The 21,009-nt window shown below is 61.9% G+C and carries 19 protein-coding genes and 2 tRNA genes; 15 read left to right on the top strand and 6 right to left on the bottom strand.

Going from position 1 to position 21,009, the window contains the following annotated elements; all coding sequences use genetic code 11:
• Positions 1-6 precede the first annotated feature (6 nt).
• From pstC to sstT, 9 genes are all read left to right on the top strand, one after another.
• Entirely contained in the window at positions 7-924 is a 918-nt protein-coding gene (gene pstC, locus DWY95_RS12490) for a phosphate ABC transporter permease subunit PstC (RefSeq protein ID WP_118553734.1), read from the top strand.
• Complete coding sequence (pstA, locus tag DWY95_RS12485) at positions 914-1,771, top strand: phosphate ABC transporter permease PstA (protein WP_118553733.1); 858 nt, start codon at positions 914-916, stop codon at positions 1,769-1,771. Before pstC ends, pstA begins: the two co-directional genes overlap by 11 nt.
• 167 nt (positions 1,772-1,938) lie before the next feature.
• The gene (gene pstB, locus DWY95_RS12480) at positions 1,939-2,703 is read left to right on the top strand and encodes a phosphate ABC transporter ATP-binding protein PstB (RefSeq protein ID WP_118553732.1); all 765 of its coding nucleotides are present in this window, start codon (positions 1,939-1,941) and stop codon (positions 2,701-2,703) included.
• 16 nt (positions 2,704-2,719) lie between these two features.
• Entirely contained in the window at positions 2,720-3,388 is a 669-nt protein-coding gene (gene phoU, locus DWY95_RS12475; protein WP_118553731.1) for a phosphate signaling complex protein PhoU, read from the top strand.
• 261 nt (positions 3,389-3,649) lie between these two features.
• The gene (locus DWY95_RS12470; RefSeq protein WP_097791744.1) at positions 3,650-4,033 is read left to right on the top strand and encodes a helix-turn-helix transcriptional regulator; all 384 of its coding nucleotides are present in this window, start codon (positions 3,650-3,652) and stop codon (positions 4,031-4,033) included.
• 150 nt (positions 4,034-4,183) lie between these two features.
• Positions 4,184-4,693 carry a GNAT family protein gene (locus DWY95_RS12465; protein WP_337995348.1) on the top strand — a complete coding sequence of 170 codons (510 nt, stop codon included), beginning with the start codon at positions 4,184-4,186 and terminating at the stop codon, positions 4,691-4,693.
• Positions 4,690-6,069: a Sapep family Mn(2+)-dependent dipeptidase gene (locus tag DWY95_RS12460; protein WP_199665511.1), complete on the top strand. Its 1,380-nt coding sequence runs from the start codon at positions 4,690-4,692 to the stop codon at positions 6,067-6,069. Before DWY95_RS12465 ends, DWY95_RS12460 begins: the two co-directional genes overlap by 4 nt.
• 13 nt (positions 6,070-6,082) lie before the next feature.
• On the top strand, positions 6,083-7,180 hold the full coding sequence (locus DWY95_RS12455) for a dipeptide epimerase (protein WP_097791745.1): 1,098 nt from the start codon (positions 6,083-6,085) through the stop codon (positions 7,178-7,180).
• Between the two features lie 260 nt (positions 7,181-7,440).
• Positions 7,441-8,685, top strand: a complete 1,245-nt coding sequence (gene sstT / locus DWY95_RS12450) for a serine/threonine transporter SstT (protein ID WP_199665512.1) — start codon at positions 7,441-7,443, stop codon at positions 8,683-8,685.
• 517 nt (positions 8,686-9,202) lie between these two features.
• On the opposite strand, the gene DWY95_RS12445 is transcribed toward sstT, so the two are convergent.
• Entirely contained in the window at positions 9,203-9,739 is a 537-nt protein-coding gene (locus tag DWY95_RS12445; RefSeq protein WP_097791747.1) for an ECF transporter S component, read from the bottom strand.
• Positions 9,740-10,123: 384 nt separating this feature from the next.
• On the opposite strand from DWY95_RS12445, the gene DWY95_RS12440 reads away from it, so the two are divergent.
• Together DWY95_RS12440 and DWY95_RS12435 are read left to right on the top strand one after the other, a co-directional pair.
• Complete coding sequence (locus DWY95_RS12440; RefSeq protein WP_097791749.1) at positions 10,124-10,975, top strand: transketolase; 852 nt, start codon at positions 10,124-10,126, stop codon at positions 10,973-10,975.
• A gap of 1 nt (position 10,976) precedes the next feature.
• A complete protein-coding gene (locus DWY95_RS12435; protein WP_097791750.1) occupies positions 10,977-11,918 on the top strand; it encodes a transketolase family protein in 942 nt (313 codons plus the stop codon).
• 59 nt (positions 11,919-11,977) lie between these two features.
• Here the strand turns inward: DWY95_RS12435 and DWY95_RS12430 are convergent, their stop codons facing one another.
• Both DWY95_RS12430 and DWY95_RS12425 read right to left on the bottom strand, forming a co-directional pair.
• Positions 11,978-13,531, bottom strand: coding sequence for a lipase (locus tag DWY95_RS12430; RefSeq protein ID WP_118553729.1), 1,554 nt, complete (start codon positions 13,529-13,531; stop codon positions 11,978-11,980).
• 108 nt (positions 13,532-13,639) lie between these two features.
• A complete protein-coding gene (locus tag DWY95_RS12425) occupies positions 13,640-14,515 on the bottom strand; it encodes a LysR family transcriptional regulator (protein WP_097791752.1) in 876 nt (291 codons plus the stop codon).
• Positions 14,516-14,772: 257 nt separating this feature from the next.
• Here DWY95_RS12425 and DWY95_RS12420 point away from each other — a divergent pair, with 257 nt between their 5' ends.
• Positions 14,773-15,498: a TraX family protein gene (locus DWY95_RS12420; protein ID WP_118553728.1), complete on the top strand. Its 726-nt coding sequence runs from the start codon at positions 14,773-14,775 to the stop codon at positions 15,496-15,498.
• A 95-nt stretch (positions 15,499-15,593) separates the two neighbouring features.
• Here DWY95_RS12420 and DWY95_RS12415 read toward each other — a convergent pair.
• Both DWY95_RS12415 and DWY95_RS12410 read right to left on the bottom strand, forming a co-directional pair.
• Positions 15,594-15,687: transfer RNA gene (locus DWY95_RS12415), tRNA-Ser, on the bottom strand.
• A 32-nt stretch (positions 15,688-15,719) separates the two neighbouring features.
• A tRNA-Ser gene (locus DWY95_RS12410) sits at positions 15,720-15,807 on the bottom strand.
• 229 nt (positions 15,808-16,036) lie between these two features.
• On the opposite strand from DWY95_RS12410, the gene DWY95_RS12405 reads away from it, so the two are divergent.
• From DWY95_RS12405 to DWY95_RS12395, 3 genes are all read left to right on the top strand, one after another.
• Positions 16,037-16,666 carry an XRE family transcriptional regulator gene (locus tag DWY95_RS12405; RefSeq protein WP_097791754.1) on the top strand — a complete coding sequence of 210 codons (630 nt, stop codon included), beginning with the start codon at positions 16,037-16,039 and terminating at the stop codon, positions 16,664-16,666.
• Between the two features lie 69 nt (positions 16,667-16,735).
• The gene (locus DWY95_RS12400) at positions 16,736-18,094 is read left to right on the top strand and encodes a putative DNA modification/repair radical SAM protein (protein ID WP_118553727.1); all 1,359 of its coding nucleotides are present in this window, start codon (positions 16,736-16,738) and stop codon (positions 18,092-18,094) included.
• A complete protein-coding gene (locus DWY95_RS12395) occupies positions 18,073-18,864 on the top strand; it encodes a TIGR03915 family putative DNA repair protein (RefSeq protein ID WP_097791756.1) in 792 nt (263 codons plus the stop codon). The genes DWY95_RS12400 and DWY95_RS12395 overlap by 22 nt, the downstream gene beginning before the upstream one ends.
• 92 nt (positions 18,865-18,956) lie before the next feature.
• Here the strand turns inward: DWY95_RS12395 and DWY95_RS12390 are convergent, their stop codons facing one another.
• Complete coding sequence (locus DWY95_RS12390) at positions 18,957-20,849, bottom strand: heavy metal translocating P-type ATPase (RefSeq protein ID WP_118553726.1); 1,893 nt, start codon at positions 20,847-20,849, stop codon at positions 18,957-18,959.
• Positions 20,850-21,009: the final 160 nt, after the last annotated feature.

The following is a 21,009-nucleotide window of genomic DNA, read 5'->3' as shown; positions in this document are numbered from 1 at the left end:
TCGAGTATGAAACAAAACCCTTCGCTTCGGAAAAAGATCGAGCTGCCCCGCACCCCCGCCGAGTGGCTGGAAGCTGTGATGAATTTCCTTTTCTTCCTCTGCGGCATCCTGGCAGTGGGCTGCGTGGTGCTCATCTCGGCGTACATGATTGCTTCGGGCGTGCCTGCCATCCGGAAGATCGGCCTGTTCCGCTTCCTGTTCGGCACCGAGTGGGCCTCCACGGCCGCAGACCCGAAGTACGGCATCCTGCCCTTCATCCTGTCCAGCGTGTACGGCACACTGGGTGCGACCCTCATCGGTGTGCCGGTGGGCCTGCTGACAGCGGTGTTCCTCTCGAAGGCCGCCGGGCCCCGTGTGCGCACGGTGGTCGTCACGGCCATCGAGCTGCTGAGCGGAATCCCCAGCGTTGTGTTCGGCCTGCTGGGGATGCAGGCGCTCGTCCCCGCAGTGGCCAGGGCCTTTGGCAAGGCATCCGGTGCCTGCCTGCTGAGCGCCATCGTGGTGCTGGCCATCATGATCCTGCCCAGCATCGTGTCCGTGTCGGTCACAGCGCTGAACGCCGTCCCGCCGGAGTATGAGCAGGGCAGTCTGGCGCTGGGTGCCACCGACACCGAGACCTGGTTCAAGATCAGTGTCCCCGCCGCGAAGAGCGGCATCGCCGCCGGCATCGTGCTGGGCATCGGCCGCGCCATCGGCGAGGCCATGGCGGTGATGATGGTGGCGGGCAACAGCCCCAATATGCCGGACAGCCTGTTCCGGAGTGTCACCTTCCTGACCACCGCCATTGCCAAGGAGATGAGCTACGCCAGCGGCCTGCAGAAGCAGGCACTGTTCAGCATCGCGCTGGTGCTGTTCGTCTTCATCATGCTCATCAATGTGGTGCTGAATGTTGTGCTGAAGGGAGGAGACCGCGATGAACGCTGAGTTCTCCCCGGCCCGCAGGGCCTGGAACCGCTTCTTCACCGCCGCTGTCTGGGCCGCTGCCATTCTGGTCATGGCGCTGGTGGCGGGCATCATCGGGATGGTGCTGGTGCGTGGCCTGCCCCACATCAGCTGGAAGTTCCTGACCACCACGGCCAGCGTCCTCAAGGGGACGGACGGCATCCTGCCGGCCATCCTCAACACGCTGTATGTCATCGTGCTGACGTTGTTCATCGTGCTGCCGCTGGGCGTTGGGGCTGCGGTCTACCTGACTGAGTACGCCACCAACCGCCGCATCATCGAGGTCATCGAGTTCACCAACGAGACGCTGGCGGGCATCCCCAGCATCATCTATGGTCTGGTAGGGATGCTGGTCTTCGCCCAGGCGCTGGGCTTCCAGACCTGCCTGCTCTCCGGCTGCCTGACGCTGGTCATCATGAACCTGCCCACCATCATCCGCACCACCCAGGAATCCCTGAAGACGGTGCCCCAGGGCTACCGCGATGGGGCCATGGGTCTGGGCGCGGGCAAGTGGCACATCATCCGCACCATCGTGCTGCCCTGCAGCATCGACGGCATCGTGACCGGCTGCATCCTGGCCGTGGGCCGCATCGTGGGCGAAAGCGCCGCGCTGCTCTTCACCGCCGGTGCTGCCGAGGTCATCGCCAAGGGCGTTGCAAAGGCCTACACCTCCAACGGTGCGACCCTCTCGGTCCTGCTCTATCTGCGGGCCTTTGAGGACGGCGACTTCGATTCCGCCTGGGCCATCGGCGCGGTGCTGCTGGTGTTGGTGCTGGTCATCAACCTGGCTGCCCGCCTGGCCAGGACCAAGTTGAAACAGAAACAATAAAAGGGAAAAAGAACCCTCTCCGTCAGTGCTTCCGCACTGACACCTCTCCCGAAGGGCGAGGTTCAGAAGTGCCTGTCAATGCAGCACAAAAGCTCTCCCTTTGGGAGAGCTGGCGAGCGCAGCGAGACTGAGAGGGTCGTTTCCGATCAAATACGAGGATTTTGTCTATGACAGAGACTGCTCCCATCATCACCGCTAAGGACCTCAACCTCTGGTACGGTGATTTCAAGGCACTGAAGGATATTTCGCTGGATGTGGGCGAGCGCGAGATCACCGCCCTCATCGGCCCGTCCGGCTGCGGCAAGTCCACCTTTCTGAAAACACTGAACCGGATGAACGACCTGGTCCCCGGCGTCCGCATCGAGGGCGATGTCCGGCTGCGGGGGCAGGATATCTTCGCCCGCGAGATGCAGCTCACCGAGCTGCGCCGCCGGGTGGGCATGGTGTTCCAGAAGGCCAACCCCTTCCCCATGAGCATCTACGATAACATCACCTACGGCCCCAAGCTCCACGGTGTGCACAACAAAGCCGAGCTTGACGAGCTGGTGGAAAGCTCCCTGAAGGGCGCTGCCCTCTGGAACGAGGTCAAGGATCGCCTGAAGAAGAGCGCTCTGGGCCTTTCCGGCGGCCAGCAGCAGCGCCTGTGCATCGCACGCGCTCTGGCCGTCAAGCCCGAAGTGCTGCTGATGGATGAGCCCACCAGCGCCCTCGATCCCGGCTCCACGATGAAGGTCGAAGAGCTGATGAGCGAGCTGAAAAAGGACTACACCGTGGTCATCGTCACCCACAACATGCAGCAGGCGGCCCGCATCAGCGACCGCACCGCATTCTTCCTGCTGGGCGAGCTGGTGGAGACCGGCCCCACGGCGCAGATCTTCAGCACCCCGCAGGACAAGCGCACCGAAGATTACATTTCCGGCCGGTTCGGCTGATGAGGGAGGTCACAGTATGACAGTTCGCACACAATACGAGGCCGACCTTACCGCCCTGAAGGCGGCGCTGGTCGAGATGGGCCAGAACTCCGCCGACGCGGTGGAGGCCGCGCTGGAGGCCCTCTGCACCGCTGACGCCGCGGCCGCTGCCGCCATCGTCAAGGGCGATGGCCGGATCAACAACATGGAGCGGGACATCGAGCATCGCTGCATGACCCTGCTGCTCCGCCAGCAGCCGGTGGCGGGCGACCTGCGCCGCATCTCCACGGCCATAAAGGTCGTTACCGACATCGAGCGTATGGGCGACCATGCCGCCGACATCGCGGAAATCATCCCCCACCTCGTCACCGTCCGCAGGAACGGCGACCCGGCAGTCAGTCAGGCCATCCGGATGGGCCAGAAAGCCCACAAGATGATCCTGGACGCCTTCGCCGCCCTGGCCGGGGAGGATGAGCCTGCCGCCCAGAAGGTCATTGCCGCCGATGACGAGGTGGACTATGACTTCAACGCCATCAAGCACACCCTCGCTGAGGAGATCGCCGCCGACCCCGCCAAGGTGGACGCCGCGCTCGACCTGCTGATGGTCATCAAGTATCTGGAGCGCATCGGCGACCACGCCGTCAACGTGGCCGAGTGGGTGGAGTTCGTCCGCACCGGACGCTACCACAACGAGAATATGTTCTGAGTTTCTCCCGGAAGATCTCGTGTTTTCCTCACGTTTCCGGAAAAGCTGCCGCCTGTGCCGGGCGGCGGCTTTTTTGGTGTAAAATTGTGAAAGTTTTGGCCTGCTCAAAATTTTAGGGAACTGCTGCAATCTTTTGCCAGGTACGACCGTATTATGGTCAGAAGGGCTTCCCAGAAAGCCCATGGAACTGGCAGCGGCGGGCGTCCGGCATCCCCCTTTTGTCCCCTCGCCCGCCGCGCCGCAACGGAGGACCAGATTCTTATGAAACAGATGCAGAAATTTCCGCTGGAAGCGCGCGGCGAGACTGTCAGCCGGGAAGCGCTGGTCCAGGCGGCCTTACAGGAGATCACCCAGAACTACCGTGAAGCAAGCCTTTCCAACGTAGCGCGCACCTATGGCGTTTCGCTGGCCTATGTCAGCGAGTGCGTCCGCACACAGACCGGCAAGACCTACAAGGAACTGCTTCAGAAGCACCGGATGGAGACGGCGGCCCGCCTGCTGCGCCGCAGCGATTTGAACATCCAGCAGATCATCACCCAGGTGGGCTACGAGAACACGAGCTACTTCTACCGCCTGTTCCACGAGCGCTACGGCCAGAGCCCCCGCGAGTACCGCAATGCCCGCCAGCGCCGCCCCCATGCGTGATGTGCGGGTCCCTTTCCTGCGGCCCTCTCCGCTTTTTGGCGGAGGGGGCCGTTTTGTGTCCGGTCAAAACTGGAATTTCGGCCCGGATTGTGATAAAATGAGACCAATAGACTGGATGCGTCGGTTTCTGCGCATCGCAAGAGAGGGTGAATGAACATGTTTCGTGGAGCGAGACGCTCTGATCTGGACGCTATCATGCAAATTTATGCCCGCGCCCGGCAGGAAATGGCCGCCAGCGGCAACCCGACCCAGTGGGGGACGAGCTTTCCCCCGCAGGACCTGATCGAAGAGGACATCGACACCAACCGCCTGTTCGTGTATCTGCACAACGGTGAGATGGAGGCCGTGTTCGCCTTCGTCCTCGGCCCGGACCCGACCTATGCGAAGATCGAAGACGGCCAGTGGCTGAACGATGCGCTGCCCTATGGCACCATCCACCGGCTGGCCTCGGCGGGCAAGCGCCCCGGCGTGGCGACCGATGTCATCAACTGGTGTCTGGAGCACTGCGAGAGCCTGCGGGCCGATACCCACGCGGACAACAAGATCATGCAGCACCTGCTGGAAAAGAACGGCTTCACCCGCTGCGGCATCATCCATGTGGCCGATGGAACGCCCCGCATCGCCTACCAGCGCCTGTCGCGGGAGGGGATGGCACGATGAACGAAGCGCTGAACGAAGCCGTTGCCGCCCTGCGGCCGGAGATGACCGCCGCTTTGCAGCGGCTGGTGCGGAAGAAGAGTGTGGAAGGGCCGGAGCTGCCCGGCAAGCCCTTCGGTGCAGATGTGGACGCCTGCTTTACGGAGGCGCTGACCCTCTGCCGTGAGCTGGGGTTCGAGACGACCGACCTTGACCGCTACATCGGCTGGTGCGAGATCGGTTCCGGCGACGAGATGGTGGCCGTGCTGGGCCATCTGGACGTCGTGCCCGAAGGCGAGGGCTGGCATCATCCGCCCTATGGGGCCGAGATCGTGGACGGCCGGTTCTTTGGCCGGGGGGCCATCGACGACAAAGGCCCGGTGGTGGCCAGCCTGTTTGCGCTGAAGGCCATCCGGGATCTGAACATCCCGCTCCGGCGCCGGGTGCGTCTGCTCTTCGGCCTGAACGAGGAGACCAACGACCGGGATGTCTTCTATTACCGCGACCACGGCGGCGAGATCCCGGTGCTGGGTTTTACGCCCGATGGCGAATACCCGCTCATCAACGGCGAAAAGGGCATCCTGAACGAGAGCTATGCGGTGCAGCTGCACCAGACCGGGGCCTGGAAGCTGGTCTCGGTCCGGGGCGGCGTGGCCGGCAATGTGGTGCCGGACTACGCCTGCGCCGAGCTGACTGCCCCGGCGGGGGCTTCCCTTCCGGCGGCTGCGCACATCACCTGCACCGCCATCCCCGGCGGCTGGAAGGTGGAAGCCGACGGCGTTTCGGCCCACGGCAGCCACCCCGAACAGGGGCAGAATGCCATCGGGCGGCTGGCGCTCTATCTGGAACAGCTCCCGCTGGAAGGCGACGCCAGGAAGGCCGTGGCCTTCCTGGCAGAAACGCTGGGCATGGACCCCTACGGCGAACGGCTGCTGGGCCACCGGCTGGAAGACGACCTCTCCGGCCCCATGAGCTGCAATCTGGGCCTCATCGAGGGCGACGAGACGCACCTCTGGGTCAAGCTGAACTACCGCTACCCCGTCACCAAAACGGTGGACGACTGCGCCCCCGTCGTCAAGGCCGCCTTCGAGGCCGCCGGCTGGGCGCTGGACCGGTCCGTCCATAAACAGAAGCTCTATTACCCGGAGCAGACCCCGCTCGTGCAGGCGCTGCTGGGCGTCTACCGCGACGCCACCGGCGACCGGTCTGCCCCCAAGTGCATCGGCGGCGGCACCTATGCCAAAGTCCTGCCGAACACGGTGGCCTTCGGCCCCCTCTTCGACGGCGACCCGGTGACGGAACATCAGCCGGACGAGTTTATCGACCTGGACCGTCTGGTGCAGAACGCACAGATCATCGCGCAGGCTGTGGTCAAACTGGCCAACCTGCCGTTGGAATAAGGAGGATGGGCGTATGAAGATCACGCAGGTGCGGCTGGGCCGCATTTCCACCCCGCTGCGGGTGCCGTTCAAAACGGCACTGCGCACCGTCAACAGCGTCGAGGACGTCATCGTGGAGCTCCACACCGACACCGGTGCCGTGGGCTACGGTGAGGCACCGCCCACCGGCGTCATCACCGGCGACACGGCCGGGGCCATCATCGGGGCCATTCAGGACCACATCGCCCCGGCCATCCTCGGCCATGACATCGACGAGTTCGAGGACCTGACCGCTGCCGTGCAGAAGGCCCTCGTCCACAACACCAGCGCAAAGGCTGCGGTGGATATGGCACTGTGGGACCTGCTGGGCCAGAAGTACAACGCCCCGGTCTACCGGATGCTGGGCGGTGCCCGGAAGAACATCGTCACCGACATCACCATCAGCGTGAACCCGCCGGAGGAGATGGCGCGGGATGCCCGCACCGCCATCGCCCGCGGGTACGACTGCCTGAAGGTCAAGGTCGGCATCGACCCGGAACTGGATGTGGCCCGGCTGGCCGCAGTCCGCGAGGCGGTGGGCAGAGAGGTCTGCATCCGCATTGATGCGAACCAGGCCTGGAACGCCAAGCAGGCCGTCCGCATCCTGAACCAGATGCAGGACAAGGGGCTGGACATCGAGTTCGTGGAGCAGCCCGTCCCGGCGGCAGACCTGGAGGGGATGCAGTACGTCACCCGCCACGCAGATGTCCCGGTGCTGGCCGACGAGAGCGTGTTCAGCCCGGCGGATGCCCTGAAGATCATGCAGACCGGCGCGGCCGACCTCGTGAACATCAAGCTGATGAAGTGCGGCGGCATCACCAACGCGCTGCGGATCGCGGCGGCGGCAGAGGTGTACGGTGTCGAGTGCATGATCGGCTGTATGCTGGAAGCAAAGATCTCGGTCAATGCTGCCGTGGAGCTGGCCTGCGCCAAAAAGATCATCACCCGGATCGACCTCGACGGCCCGGTGCTGTGCAGCGAAGACCACATCCTCGGCGGTGCCGTCTTTGACGAAAAGAACATCACCGTCTCGGATGCGCCCGGCCTCGGCATCCAGGGCTTCGTCCCCGGCAAGGTGCAGTATCTCGGCTGAACTGTGAAAAAAACGGACCTCCTCCCACCTGGAAACAGACGGGAGGAGGTCTTTTTTTGTTGAATTGTATTTTATGCAAGGACAATAAAAAACTTCGTGTTTGGAGATGGATAGATGAAAAGCCGAAAAAAGTGGGCGAAATCGTTGACTTTTCGGGAGTCAGAGACTATAATTACACATGTTCCGTGTAGAGGAATGGGAAAATCTGTGCGCAGTGGACGCACAACAAATGGAAAGAGGAGTGTTTGAATATGAAAACGCTGAAGGCTCTCGTGGCAAAATACAATGCCGCCAGCCTCATCCTGCGCATTCTGGTGGGCCTGCTCGTCGGCGTGGTGCTGGCGCTGGTGGTGCCCGGTGCAGGCTGGGTGGAAGAGTTCGGCAACCTGTTCGTCGGTGCGCTGAAGGGCATTGCCCCGGTGCTGGTCTTCGTCATCGTGGCAAGTGCACTGGCACAGGGCACCTCCAAATTGGACCGCCGGTTCGGTACGGTCATCTGGCTGTATATGCTGACCACCTTTCTGGCGGCAGCCATTGCGGTCGTCACGAGCTTTCTGTTTCCGCAGACCATCGTTCTGGCAGAGGCTGCGGAGTCGGAAGTGGTGCCGCAGGGACTTGGCGAGGTGCTGAGCACCCTGCTGACCAACTTTGTGGCAAACCCCATCAGCGCCCTGCTGAACGGCAACTACATCGGCATCCTGTTCTGGGCCTGCCTGTTCGGTCTGGCAATGAAGAAATACGGTGCGGAGAGCACCAAGGTCTTCCTGGCCAACACCGCCGACGCGGTGTCCCAGATCGTCCGCTGGATCATCAACCTGGCCCCCTTCGGCATCATGGGTCTGGTGTATACCAACGTGGTGAACAACGGCCTGTCCATCTTCACCCAGTACGGCAGACTGCTGGCCCTGCTGGTCGGCACCATGCTCTTCATGGCATTGGTGGTCTCGCCGTTCATCATCTTCCTGTATCTGCACTGCAATCCGTATCCACTGGTCTTCCGTTGCCTGCGTGAATCCGGCCTGACGGCCTTCTTCACCCGCAGCTCGGCCGCGAACATCCCCGTCAACATGGCCCTGTGCGAGAAGCTGGGCCTGGACAAGGATATGTATTCCGTCTCCATCCCGCTGGGCGCGACCATCAACATGGACGGCGCGGCCATCACCATCACCATCATGACGCTGGCTGCGGCCAATACGCTGGGCCTGCAGGTCTCTCTGCCTGCGGCCATCCTGCTGTCGGTCATGTCGGCACTGGGTGCCTGCGGTGCCTCCGGTGTGGCGGGCGGCTCCCTGCTGCTCATCCCCATGGCCTGTTCCCTGTTCGGCATCTCGAACGACATCGCCATGCAGGTCGTCGGCGTCGGCTTCATCATCGGCGTCGTGCAGGACTCCGTGGAAACGGCCCTGAACTCTGCCGGTGACGTCGAGTTCGCCGCCACCGCCGAGTATCACCAGTGGAGCAAGGCGGGCAAGCCCCTGCCGGAGTTCCTGGGCGGAAAAGAGTAAAACGAAAACGCACATCGGCCTCCCTGCTGTTCTGGCGGGGAGGCCGTTTTTGCTGCATGGGTCTGGGACGGATCGCAGGCTTTTTAGCTCCAGAATAATGGAACGGTCATGTGCTCGTCAATGTATACAAGAAGTTTCGCGCAGAGGAAAAACCTTTTGTGAACGGGAAACAATGAACGAAAAAACGTAAAAAATGCAACCATAAATTCATGGAATGTTCATAGTTCGTTCTGCCTTTCTTCATAAATGGATGGCATAATATGGCCATTCCAAGAGGGAAAGGAGATGAAAATTATGAAGGTTCTGAAGAAGATCGCTCAGATCATCGGCGAGGTTTGCTCCGTCAACGCTGGCATCGATTTCTACGCTGGCTAATGAAAAGTTCTGGTTCCTGTGGGAAAGTGGAACACGAACTTTTGAGCAGATAAAAAAGCAAAACGCTTTGATGATAGAACAAAGGGGAGCCCCCGCAGCCATCTGGCTTGCAGGGGCTCCCCTTTTTGCGTCCGGGAATGGGTCAGTCGATGAAGTTTGCCTTTTGCAGGGCGGTCAGGATGAGCGGGATGAGGATGAGCTGGGCAATGATGCCGGGGATGGCGGTGAGCAGCGCACCGGACAGGAACGCCGAGAACGGGAAGGCCGAGCCGGACAGACCCGCCAGCACGAACCGCACGGCACCCCAGACCAGACGGCCCGCCACCATGGCGGTGACGAGGGCGGCATACATCATGGGCAGCGTGTGCCGGACTTTTTTGTACATCCAGCCTGCCACAGCGCCGTAGGTGGCCAGCTCAAAGGCCATGGCGATGGCGATGGGGTACAGCGGGGGCATCCCGAACAGCACCGAGCGCAGCAGCGGCGCGAGAAAGCCCAGGGCCAGGCCCCAGGGGCCGCCCAGCACAAAGCCGGCCAACAGCACCGGAAAGTGCATGGGGCAGAGCATGTTGCCGACCTGGGGCACATGGCCGGTGATCATGGGCAGGACGAAGGCCAGCGCCAGAAACAGCGCGGCCAGAACGAGATCCCGTGCGGGAGAGTGGGTCTTGGTGTTCATGAATGGTTCCTCCTCTGGGCAGACAAAAAAGGGGCCTGCCCCGGCATTCCTCGCCAAAGGCAGACCCCTTCATGGTGTCCGTTCAACAATCTGCAATGAAAAAATGAAGCCGGGCTTCGGCCCGGTGCCCGGCTTCGTGCCGGAATTGTGAAAATTATAGCAGATGCGGCGAACGCTGTCAAGCTGGAAGAAAGCCTTGCAATTTTCACAAAAACGGAAGCGATTGAGCGAATTTTTGCTAATTGATGTACATTTTGACGAAAGAACCTTGACGTTTTTACATAGAATAGATAATATATACTTGAAAAATAGCGTATTGGGGCGCAACAGCCCGCTGCGCAGACATTCCGATGCAAACGCTGAGGTTCATACGGGAGGACCATCATGACAAATGCAGAAAAACTCACCCTGGCAAAGCACGCCTGCCACATCCGCATGGGCGTGATCGAGGGCACGCACAGCGCCAAGTGCGGCCATCCGGGCGGCAGCCTGGACATCGCCGAAGTGCTGTCCTACCTCTATTTTGTAGAGATGAACGTCGATCCGAAGGCTCCGAAGGACCCGGACCGTGACCGTCTGGTGCTCTCCAAGGGCCACGCAGCCCCCGGCCTGTATGCAGCGCTGGCCGAGCGCGGCTTCTTCCCGGTGGAAGACCTCAAGACTTTGCGCAAGATCGGCAGCTACCTGCAGGGCCACCCCAATATGAACAGTGTGCCGGGCGTGGATATGTCCACCGGCAGCCTGGGCCAGGGCATCTCTGCCGCCGCCGGCATGGCACTGGGTGCCAAACACGCAGGCAAGGCCCTGAACGTCTATGCCATCGTGGGCGACGGCGAGGTCGAAGAGGGCGAGTGCTGGGAAGCCTTTATGTTTGCCGCACACTACGGCCTGTCCAACCTCTGCGTCTTCCTGGACCGCAACCGCCTGCAGATCGACGGCCCCACCGAGAACGTCATGAGCAGCGAGCCGCTGGAAGATAAGCTCCGCGCCTTCAACTTCAATGTCCTGACCATCGACGGCCACGACTACGACCAGATCGAGAAGGCCATTGCAGCCTTCCACGCAGAGAGCGAGAAGCCCACCTGCATCCTGCTGGATACCATCAAGGGCAAGGGCGTCTCCTTTATGGAGAACGCCGTTGACTGGCACGGCAAGGGCCCCAATGACGAGGAATATGAGATCGCCATGAAGGAACTGACCGCAGCCTACGCCGCGCTGGAAGAGGAGGAAAAGTAAGATGGCAGATGTGAAGAAGATTGCGACCCGTGACAGCTACGGCAACACCCTGAAGGAGCTGGCTGCAGAGGGTCACGACGACATCGTGGTGCTGGACGCCGACCTGGCCGCCGCCACCAAGACCGGTATGTTCCGCAAGGCATATCCGGACCGCCACTTTGACTGCGGCATTGCCGAGGGCAACATGATGGGTGTGGCTGCAGGCCTGGCCACCATGGGCTATACCCCGTTCGTTTCCAGCTTTGCCATGTTCGCTGCGGGCCGTGCCTTTGAGCAGATCCGCAACTCCATCGCCTACCCCCGTCTGAACGTTAAGATCGGCGCGACCCACGGCGGCATCTCCGTCGGTGAGGACGGCGCTTCCCACCAGTGCTGCGAGGATTTCGCCCTGATGCGCAGCCTGCCCGGCATGACCGTCATCTGCCCCGCCGATGACGTCGAGGCCCGCGCAGCCGTCCGCGCCGCGTATGCGATGCAGGGCCCGGTCTACCTGCGCTTCGGCCGTCTGGCAGTGCCCGTCTTCCACGATGAGGCCAACTACCACTTCGAGCTGGGCAAGGGCGAGCAGCTCACCGAGGGCAACGACATCGCCATCATCGCCACCGGCCTGATGGTCAACGAAGCCCGCCTGGCGGCAGAGCAGCTGGCCGCTGAGGGCATCCACGCCCGCGTCATCAACATCCACACCATCAAGCCGCTGGATGAGGAGATCGTCATCCAGGCGGCAAAGGAGTGCGGCAAGGTCATCACCGCCGAGGAGCACAGCGTCATCGGAGGTCTGGGCGAGGCCGTCTGCGCCGTCCTGAGCGAGAAGTGCCCCACCCCTGTCCGCCGCGTCGGCGTACAGGACAAGTTCGGCTGCTCTGGCCCGGCCTGGGATCTGCTGAAGCTGTACGGCCTCGATGCCGCCACCATCTGCAAGACGGCCCACGAGATGCTGTAAGAAGAACTGCAAATGCAAAGCGCCTGTCGGCAGATGCTGACAGGCGCTTTTTGCTGGGTTCAGATGCGGGTGAAGGGCACCATGCCGTGTTCTTCGGGGGTGTAGTATTCCATCAGGGCCAGATAGTTCTCGCCCTCGTGGCAGTAGGCGGCGCGGAGGACGCTGTCCAGTTCGCCCCGCATCGAGACGAGCTTGACGATGTACTGCGCCATGATCCGGACGATGTTGGACTCGATGCCGTAGCACAGGCCGACGGCCAGCACGGGGATGATGATCTGCTGGGCCAGCAGGGGCACGTTCTGGCCGAACCGCTCCAGGATGGGGCGGCTCATTCTGGAGGCGGCCCAGACGCTGCGGGCGATGGTCCAGAAATCGAACTGGTGCATGTTGGAAAGGCTCTGCAGCCGGAGGACGATCTCCTCGTCGGACAGGATCTTGCCGTAGAGCGCCTCGTCCTCGGTGCGGATGAAGGCGCATTGCAGCATGTCCATGATGGCGGGTTCGAACTTTTCGTGGAAGATCTCCTTGCTGCCGCAGAAGTTCTCGACCGCGCGGATGACGGCAGTGGCGTCCTCGGCGGTGGCAAGGCTGCTGATCTCCAGCGGCACCGGCCCGTAGGAAGCGCCCAGAGCGTCGAGGTCGGCCAGCTCGGTCCGGTTCCGGGTGGCGGGCAGGAAGCGGTCGTTGCCGTTGCGGTGGTAGCCCCAGTCGGAAGGAAGTACGCGGGTGACGAGGTCGCCGCTGGAAAGGATGTTGAAGATGTTGCTCTCACCCCAGGTGACGCGCAGCGAGCCGTCGGCCTTGTGGTTGTTGTCGAAATCCAGCTGCATGTCCGGCTGGTCGGCGGCAGTCAGGGCCGCAGGGGTGGCAAAGGTGTAGACGAAGCAGTTGGCCTTTTCCAGCTGCGGCAGGGCGTTCAGCGCCTTGGCGGCAAGGAGGTTCGCGATGATGGCCCCGCGGCTGTAGCCGCCGATCCAGAGCTTGAGCTCTCCGGGGTCTCCCTCCTGTGCGATCTGCGCCAGATAGGCCTTGAGGGAGGCAAAGACGGCGGCCACTGGCGTCGTGAAGCCGTAGTGGGCGCTGGTGGAGCCGGTGTGGACGTTGCTGGCCCACTCGCCGCCATAGCCGCCGCCCCGCAGCATCAGGGCCACGAGGGTGCGCGTTTTGCCGTTGTGGATGTAGCGCTTCCGGGCCAGCGAGTAGCCCACGAAATCCCCGGCCTTGCCGGTGTCGATGTCGTAGTTGTAGAAACGGGCATCCCCGAAGCCCAGCAGCTCATAGGCGGCGGCGAGATTCGCCTCGCGGCCCACAGAGCCGTTGACCCAGTACTGCGGGATGCTGACGGCCGCAGTGAACGCGGCCATGACCATGCCCAGCGTCACGAAGGCCAGCTGGTGGTCATACTCGGTGGCCGGGTGGTCGAACAGGCTCTCGGAGTAGTAGAAATCGTGGGTGATATCCAGATTGCTCAGGATGCTGAGAAACGGCAGCGGATAGGTGCCGTCCGGCACGGCATGGCCCACCGGCTGCGCCGCAGCGGCAGAGCCAGCCGGGAGCAGCAGCCCGCCGACGGCCGAAAGCCCCAGCGCCTTGCAAAAATCCCGTCGCTTCATACGATGTCGTCCCCTTCCTCAGTTTTTTCTAGTATATCGCATCCCGGCATCAAAAATCAACGGGGCAGCTGCATTTTGCAGCCGCCCCGCGGTGTGTTATCATGAGATTCAGTCGAGGTGCTGGCAGTACTCGACGATGTGGCGGAACATCTGTTCCACAGCCGGAGCCATGGCGGTGGGCCGCTGAACGGCCAGACCGACCACACGGTCTTCTTCCGGCTGGATGGGGTAGATCTTGACCCCGGCCGTGCACTTGCGCAGCAGCATCCGGGGCATGATGGAGATGCCCAGACCGGCTTCCACCATCGCGATGTTGGACTGGTCGTCGATGACGTGGCAGCGGCGCTCGGTGGCGATGGAATATTTCTTGAGGAACTGGCGCATCTCGGCGTCGGTGGCATCCCACTGGACGACGAAATTCTGACCGTTCATCAGCTCCGGCGTCATCACGCCGCGGGGCGGTTCGGGCCAGTCCATGGGGGTGATGCAGAGCAGCGGCTCACGGAACAGCTCGGTGAGGGTGAACTCCTCCCGGCAGTTGTTGGAGAGGAAGGCCATGTCCACCTGCCCGGTGCGCAGCCACTCCTTCACGTCGTCGTAGGTGCCCTGATAGACCTCGACCTCGATCTGCGGGAACTGGGCCATGAAGCCCTTGAGAATGTCGGGCAGCAGCCCGGCACAGACGGAGTTGAAAGCGCCCAGCTTCACTTTGCCCTTCTCCAGACCGTTCAGCCGTGCGATGCTCTGCTGCAGGGCCTCGTCGCTGTTCAGGACGGCCCGGATGGACGGATAGAGCGAGGCACCGTAGCTGGTCATGGTGACGCCGTTCTTGCCGCGGTTGAATAAGGTAAAGCCCAGCTCAGCCTCCATCACCGCAATGGCGTGGCTGATGGCAGACGGGGTCAGGTGCAGCTGCTGGGCGGCTTTGTTAAAGCTGCCCTGCCGCGCGACTGCGTCAAAAATTTCATAGGAAAACAGCGTCATATCCCATGCCTCCTTCCGTTTTCTCGTTCGGAGACGCTTCATTCTCTGTGAATCTTTTTCATCTTTGATTTGAGATAGTTCAATTATCTTCTTGATTGTACTATTCCAGGCTCGTTCTGTCAAGCATTTTCGGGCCGATTTCTGGGCACAGCAGGCGGATCTTGTCAAATCGGATGCAGGATTTGGAGAAGAGAGATCGTATAAAACAAAAGAACGAAAAAAGACACGGTACAAACGATCGAAATGAGGGAAATTGAATGGAAACACTTCAGACACAGACCCGGCCGGGCCTGAGCGGAACGGCGCTCAAGCTCGCTGCCTGCATCACCATGCTCATCGACCACATCGGGGCCTCCTGCATCGAGGCGACCTATGGGGTCGCATACCGGACGCCGCCGCAGATCGTGCAACTGGATCTGGTGCTGCGGCTCATCGGGCGGCTGGCCTTTCCCATCTTCTGCTTTCTGCTCGTGGAAGGCTTCCTCCACACCCATGATGTGAAAAAGTACATCGGGCGGCTGTTCCTGTTTGGGCTTCTCAGCGAGGTACCCTTTGACATGGCCTTCTTCAAGACGCCGTTCCATTGGGGCAATCAGAACGTGTACTGGACGCTGGCGCTGGGCGTGCTGGCCATGGCAATGCTGCAAAAATCCGAGGATGCCGACGGCAATGCGGCCTGGATGGGCCGTCTCGCGGCGCTGGGCTGTGCAGTGGTGGCCCAGCTGGCGGGGACAGACTATGGGGCCATTGGGGTGGCCCTCATCGTGGCGCTGTACCTGACGAGGAACTCCCGGCAGAAACAGTGCATCCTTGGGGCCGTGCTGATGCTGTGGGAGGTCACCGCCCCGCTGGCGTTCGTGCTGCTCTGGTTCTACAACGGTGAGCGCGGCCGCTGCCCGCAGTGGGCCAAATGGGCGTTCTACGGGTTCTATCCCGTGCACCTGACGCTGCTGGCGCTGGTGACGAATCTGCTCCTGGCATGAAAAAGCAGCCGCCCCGGAAGCCCCGGAGCGGCTGCTTTTTTGTGCCCGACAATGGAAAAAGCCCGATGAACTCAAAGGATCATCGAGCTTTTTCTTGGCGGAGTAGGAGGGATTTGAACCCTCGCGCCGTTGTTTAGACGACCTACGCCCTTAGCAGGGGCGCCTCTTCGGCCTCTTGAGTACTACTCCAGAGCAAAGTGTGTTACACTGATTCAAAAAAATGGCGGAGAGAGTGGGATTCGAACCCACGGTGCGTTGCCGCACGGCAGTTTTCAAGACTGCTTCCTTAAACCACTCGGACATCTCTCCTCGTGGGCACCCGCACACGCCGTACCGAATGCCTATTTAATTTACCAGATTTCCGGCCTTCTGTCAACCCCAAATTGAAAATTTCTCCACGATGCAGACCAAAAATGATTTTGCGACAACTTTTTTTCGAGCCAAAACAAAACTTTCTCTTTACTTGCACAGCCTTTTGTTGTATAATAAAAACAGCAAGAAACAAACCCGACGGACGAGAACAGAGGAGTGTTGAACGATGTCGTTTCCGGAGCTGTTACGGCAATGCCGCAAGCAAAAGCATATGAGCCAGGCGGAACTTGCGTCACTTTTGGGCGTTACCCAGCAGGCAGTGGGCAAATGGGAGAGCGGGAAAAGCTCCCCGGACCCTGCCACGGTGGCCAAGCTTGCCGAGATCCTGGATACCACCGCAGACTACCTGCTGGGCCTGTTCGACCCCGCCAGCGAGGGCCAGACCGAGGAGCGCTTCTTCGGCAGCTATGTGTACAGCCTGATCCCGGTCATCGGCACGGTCAAGGCCGGTTACGGCGCGCTGGCCTATGAGGAGGACTACGGCAAGGAATATGCCCGCGTCAAAGACCCCTCCAGCTACTTCTATCTTGTGGTGCGCGGCGACAGTATGGAGCCCCGCATCCACGATGGCGATCTGGCTCTGGTGCACCGGCAGGATACGCTGGAAAACGGCGACCTGGGCGTCCTGATCTACGGCGACGAGGGCGAAGGCACCCTCAAGCGGTATCTGCAGCGGGGCAACTGCGTCGTGCTGCAGCCCTTCAACCCGGCTTACAAGGAGCTGGTCATCAAGGGCGAAGACCTGAACCGCCTGCACATCGCAGGCCGCGTGGTCGAGACCAAGGCCAAGTGGTAACCAATTTGCGCTGAAAAGGCTGCTGCAAGGATGCGGCAGCCTTTTTTGATAAACGAACGGAGGTGCGGCATGGAACAGTCGCTGATGGAAAAGCTGACCATTCTGGCAGACAGCGCGAAATACGATGTGGCCTGCACGTCCAGCGGAGCGTCCCGCGCGGCAAAGGCGGGCAGCATGGGCAGCTGCTACGCACCGGGCTGCTGCCATGCCTTTACGGCGGACGGCCGCTGCGTCAGCTTGCTCAAGGTGCTGATGACCAACTGCTGTGCCTTCGATTGCAGCTACTGCGTCAACCGCAGGTCCAACGATGCGCCCCGCGCCACCTTTTCGCCGTGGGAGCTGGCCGAGCTGACCATCGAGTTCTACCGCCGCAACTACATCGAGGGGCTGTTCCTGTCCAGCGCGGTACTGGTCAGCCCGGACTACACCACCGAGCGGATGCTCAAGACCCTGCGCCTGCTGCGGAACGAATACCATTTCGGCGGGTACATCCACGCCAAGGCCATCCCCGGCACCAGCCCGGAACTGCTGGAGCAGCTGGGCTTTCTGGCTGACCGCCTGAGCGTCAATGTGGAGCTGCCCAGCGAGAGCAGCCTGAAACTGCTGGCCCCGGACAAGGGGCGGCACTCCATCTTCCGGCCCATGAAGCAGATCGCAGTGGAAGGAGCCGCCAACCGGGAGGAACTGACCCTCTACCGCAAAGCGCCCCGGTTCGCGCCCGCCGGTCAGAGCACCCAGATGATCGTGGGGGCTTCGCCGGAGACGGATCATCACATCCTCAAGCTGACCGAGGGAATGTACCAGAAATACAGCCTCAAGCGGGTGTTCTACTCCGCCTATATCCCCGTGGCCGAGGATACCCGCCTGCCCGCGCTGGACACCAAGCCCCCGCTGCTGCGGGAGCACCGGCTCTATCAGGCGGATTGGCTGCTGCGGTTCTATCAGTTCAAAGCGGACGAGATTTTGGACGCCGATCACCCGAACTTCAACCCCTATCTGGACCCGAAATGCAACTGGGCGGTTCAGCATTACGGGCTGTTCCCGGTGGACGTGAACCGGGCCTCCTTCGAGATGCTGCTGCGGGTGCCGGGCATCGGCCCCAAGAGTGCCCGGCGCATCTGGCATGCCCGGAAACAGGCCTCGCTGGGGCTGGATGAGCTGAAGCGGATGGGCGTGGTGCTCAAGCGGGCCCAGTATTTCATCACCTGCCGGGGTTTTGCCGGGGCGCATCCGGGGCGGGGCAGCGCGGGCCGGGAGCGGATCACGAGCGCGCTCATCGACCCGACCGTTTTCAGCGGCGGCGTGGAGCAGCTGAGCCTGTTCTCGCCGCCCGCCGTGGACAAGCTGGTGGCACAGGGAGTGCCGCCCCACGCGGCCCAGAAGCTGGTGCGGGAGGAGGCAGTGCAATGTCTGGCCAGAGCGCTGTGAACCCCGCCCGCAAGCTCCACGATGCCGCTGTCGTTTACCTCTACGACGGCAGCTTTGAGGGCTTCCTCTGCTGCGTCTTCGAGAGCTTTGCCCAGCACGAGATCCCGTTTGCGGTCTGGACGCCGGAGCGGGAGACCGCCACCCTCTACCCCTTCAAGGACATCGCCACCGACCACGAAAAAGCCCGGCGGGTGTTTGCCAGCCTTGGCCGGAAACTGGGGGCCGAGACGGAATACCTCGTCACACGGGACTTCCTCTCCGGCCGGGAGGACAAGGAACTGCTCCTCATCCGGTTTCTGCATCTGGCCTTCGCGCTGGGGCCGGGCACAGTCAAGCGGGCAGGCCACCCGGACGTCGCACCGCTCTACGAGATGAAAAAGAGCCTCGACTGGGAGGTGGACAAATTTCAGGGTTTCGTCCGCTTCGAGGAACACGACGGGATGCTGGGTGCGGTCATCCACCCGAAAAACTACATCCTGCCGCTGCTGCGGGGGCATTTCTGCGGTCGCTTTCCGGAGGAAGACTTCATGATCTACGACGCGGTGCACCAGGCAGTGCTGCTGTATCGGGATCACCGGCCGCAGCTGCTGGAACTGGCCGAGCCGCTGGAGCTTCCCCCGCCCAGTGAGCGGGAGCAGCAGTTTCAGGCGCTCTGGAAGCAGTTTTACAAAACGCTGGAGATCCAGGCCCGCCACAACGAGCGGGGCCGCATGACCCACTGCCCCAAACGCTTCTGGGCCGATCTGACGGAGCTGCGAGAGGAACTGTGAAGCAGCGCGGAACTTCTTGTATTGTGCCGAATGCTGTGATAAAAATCAGAACCGGGAGATACCATGCGGCATCTCCCGGTTTTTGTTATGGGTCACTGCTCGTTCTTCCGGGCAAGGTCTTTGGTGTAGAGGGCGCGGGTGGCGTTGAGGACGGCCAGCACCATGACGCCGACGTCGGCGAAGATGGCGGTCCACATGCTTGCCAGACCCAAAGCGCCGAGGATCAGGCAGGCAAACTTGATGGCCAGTGCGAAGACGATGTTCTCGTAGACGATGCGGAGGGTGCGGCGGGCGATGCGCATGGCCAGTGCGATCTTGGCCGGGTCGTCGTCCATCAGGACGATGTCCGCAGCCTCAATGGCGGCGTCCGAGCCAAGCGCACCCATGGCGATGCCGAGGTCGGCGCGGGACAGGACGGGCGCGTCGTTGATGCCGTCGCCCACGAAGGCGAGGTTTTCTTTCGGGCCTTTGGCGGCGAGGAGCGTTTCGATCTGGTCCACCTTGTCGCCGGGCAGCAGACCGGCATGGTATTCGTCCAGACCCAGCTGATTGGCGACCGCTCTGGCTACAGGCTCGGCGTCGCCGGTCAGCATCACGGTCTTGCGGACGCCTGCGGACTTCAGGCTCCGGATGGCCTGCGCGCTGTGGGGCTTGACCACGTCCGCGATGAGCAGATAACCGGCGTACTGCCCCTCGATGGCCACATGCACGAGGGTGCCCGGCTCGGTCACTTCGGGGGCGGTGAGGCCCAGTTTTGCCATCAGGCGGGAGTTACCGGCGGCAACGGTTTTGCCGTCCACCTTTGCTGTCACGCCGTGGCCGCCAAGTTCCTGGACATCGGTGACGCGGCTGGCGTCGATGTCCCTGCCGTAAGCGGCCTTGATGCTCAGGGAGATGGGGTGTTTGGACCAGCTCTCGGCCAGGGCGGCGGCCTCCACGAGGGCGTCTTCGGTGACACCGTGTTCGGGGTGGACGCCCACGACCTTGAAGGTGCCCTGGGTCAGGGTGCCGGTCTTATCAAAGACCACGATCCCGGTGCGGGCCAGCTCTTCCAGATAGGTGGAGCCTTTGACGAGGATGCCGCAGGCGCTGGCACCGCCGATGCCGCCGAAGAAGCTCAGCGGGATGGAGATGACCAGAGCGCAGGGGCAGGAGATGACGAGGAAGGTCAGGGCGCGGTAGACCCAGTCGCCGAAGCGGGCGGGCTGGCCCATCAGCAGCAGGACCACCGGCGGGATGAACGCCAGAGCCAGTGCGCTGTAGCAGACGGCAGGGGTGTACACGCGGGCAAAACGGGTGATGAAGTTCTCGGTGCGGGCCTTCTTCATGCTGGAATTTTCCACGAGGTCGAGGATCTTGGAGACCGTGGACTCGCCAAATTCCTTGGTGGTGCGCACCTTGAGCAGGCCGGTCATGTTCACACAGCCGCTGATGACCTCGTCGCCGGTCTGCACATCGCGAGGCAGGCTCTCGCCGGTCAGGGCTGCGGTGTTCAGGGCCGAAATGCCCTCCACGATCACGCCGTCGATGGGCACACGCTCGCCGGGCTGGACCGCGATCACGGTGCCGACCTCGACATCATCGGGGTCTACCTGTTCCAGCTTGCCGTCTGCGTCCTCGATGTTGGCGTAGTCGGGGCGGATGTCCATCAGGCTGGAGATGCTCTGGCGGCTCTTGCCGACGGCCACGCTCTGGAACAGCTCGCCGATCTGGTAAAAGAGGATGACGGCGCAGCCCTCGACATAGTCGCCCAGCGCGAACGCGCCCACGGTGGCAACGGCCATCAGGAAGCACTCGTCGAACGGCTGGCGGTTCTTGATGCCCTTGAGCGCCTTGCGCAGGACATCCCAGCCCACCACGAGGTACGGGATGAGGTAGAGCACCAGCTCCACCGGGGTGGGGAATGCGGGCAGGAGCTTCAGGATCACGATCAGGATGACCGCTGCGATGATCTGATACAGCACCTTTTTCTGCTTTTTGGTCATACGAAACTCTCCTTTTGACGGATGGCTGGGGGCGTTTTCAACAGGTTTTCCCCGGAAAGGGAGCTTTTCCACGTTTTCCCCCATGTTTTCCACGAGGTTTTCCCGAAGAAATCTGACTTTTTCGCGTTTGTTTTCAAACTTTTCCGCAAAAGCTGTTGAA

This window comes from Faecalibacterium sp. AF28-13AC (genome assembly GCF_003478405.1).
Lineage (GTDB): Bacteria > Bacillota > Clostridia > Oscillospirales > Ruminococcaceae > Faecalibacterium > Faecalibacterium prausnitzii_E.
The sequence above is the reverse complement of the archived record's forward strand: the minus strand, read 5'-3'. Positions and strand labels throughout refer to the sequence as shown.

What these genes read in the sequence shown, in the direction of transcription:
- pstC (WP_118553734.1), top strand. Translation starts at nt 7, where the DNA reads ATGAAACAAAACCCTTCGCTTCGGAAAAAGATCGAGCTGCCCCGCACC.
- pstA (WP_118553733.1), top strand. Translation starts at nt 914, where the DNA reads ATGAACGCTGAGTTCTCCCCGGCCCGCAGGGCCTGGAACCGCTTCTTC.
- pstB (WP_118553732.1), top strand. Translation starts at nt 1,939, where the DNA reads ATGACAGAGACTGCTCCCATCATCACCGCTAAGGACCTCAACCTCTGG.
- phoU (WP_118553731.1), top strand. Translation starts at nt 2,720, where the DNA reads ATGACAGTTCGCACACAATACGAGGCCGACCTTACCGCCCTGAAGGCG.
- DWY95_RS12470 (WP_097791744.1), top strand. Translation starts at nt 3,650, where the DNA reads ATGAAACAGATGCAGAAATTTCCGCTGGAAGCGCGCGGCGAGACTGTC.
- DWY95_RS12465 (WP_337995348.1), top strand. Translation starts at nt 4,184, where the DNA reads ATGAACATGTTTCGTGGAGCGAGACGCTCTGATCTGGACGCTATCATG.
- DWY95_RS12460 (WP_199665511.1), top strand. Translation starts at nt 4,690, where the DNA reads ATGAACGAAGCGCTGAACGAAGCCGTTGCCGCCCTGCGGCCGGAGATG.
- DWY95_RS12455 (WP_097791745.1), top strand. Translation starts at nt 6,083, where the DNA reads ATGAAGATCACGCAGGTGCGGCTGGGCCGCATTTCCACCCCGCTGCGG.
- DWY95_RS12445 (WP_097791747.1), bottom strand. Translation starts at nt 9,739, where the DNA reads ATGAACACCAAGACCCACTCTCCCGCACGGGATCTCGTTCTGGCCGCG.
- DWY95_RS12440 (WP_097791749.1), top strand. Translation starts at nt 10,124, where the DNA reads ATGACAAATGCAGAAAAACTCACCCTGGCAAAGCACGCCTGCCACATC.
- DWY95_RS12435 (WP_097791750.1), top strand. Translation starts at nt 10,977, where the DNA reads ATGGCAGATGTGAAGAAGATTGCGACCCGTGACAGCTACGGCAACACC.
- DWY95_RS12430 (WP_118553729.1), bottom strand. Translation starts at nt 13,531, where the DNA reads ATGAAGCGACGGGATTTTTGCAAGGCGCTGGGGCTTTCGGCCGTCGGC.
- DWY95_RS12425 (WP_097791752.1), bottom strand. Translation starts at nt 14,515, where the DNA reads ATGACGCTGTTTTCCTATGAAATTTTTGACGCAGTCGCGCGGCAGGGC.
- DWY95_RS12420 (WP_118553728.1), top strand. Translation starts at nt 14,773, where the DNA reads ATGGAAACACTTCAGACACAGACCCGGCCGGGCCTGAGCGGAACGGCG.
- DWY95_RS12405 (WP_097791754.1), top strand. Translation starts at nt 16,037, where the DNA reads ATGTCGTTTCCGGAGCTGTTACGGCAATGCCGCAAGCAAAAGCATATG.
- DWY95_RS12400 (WP_118553727.1), top strand. Translation starts at nt 16,736, where the DNA reads ATGGAACAGTCGCTGATGGAAAAGCTGACCATTCTGGCAGACAGCGCG.
- DWY95_RS12395 (WP_097791756.1), top strand. Translation starts at nt 18,073, where the DNA reads ATGTCTGGCCAGAGCGCTGTGAACCCCGCCCGCAAGCTCCACGATGCC.
- DWY95_RS12390 (WP_118553726.1), bottom strand. Translation starts at nt 20,849, where the DNA reads ATGACCAAAAAGCAGAAAAAGGTGCTGTATCAGATCATCGCAGCGGTC.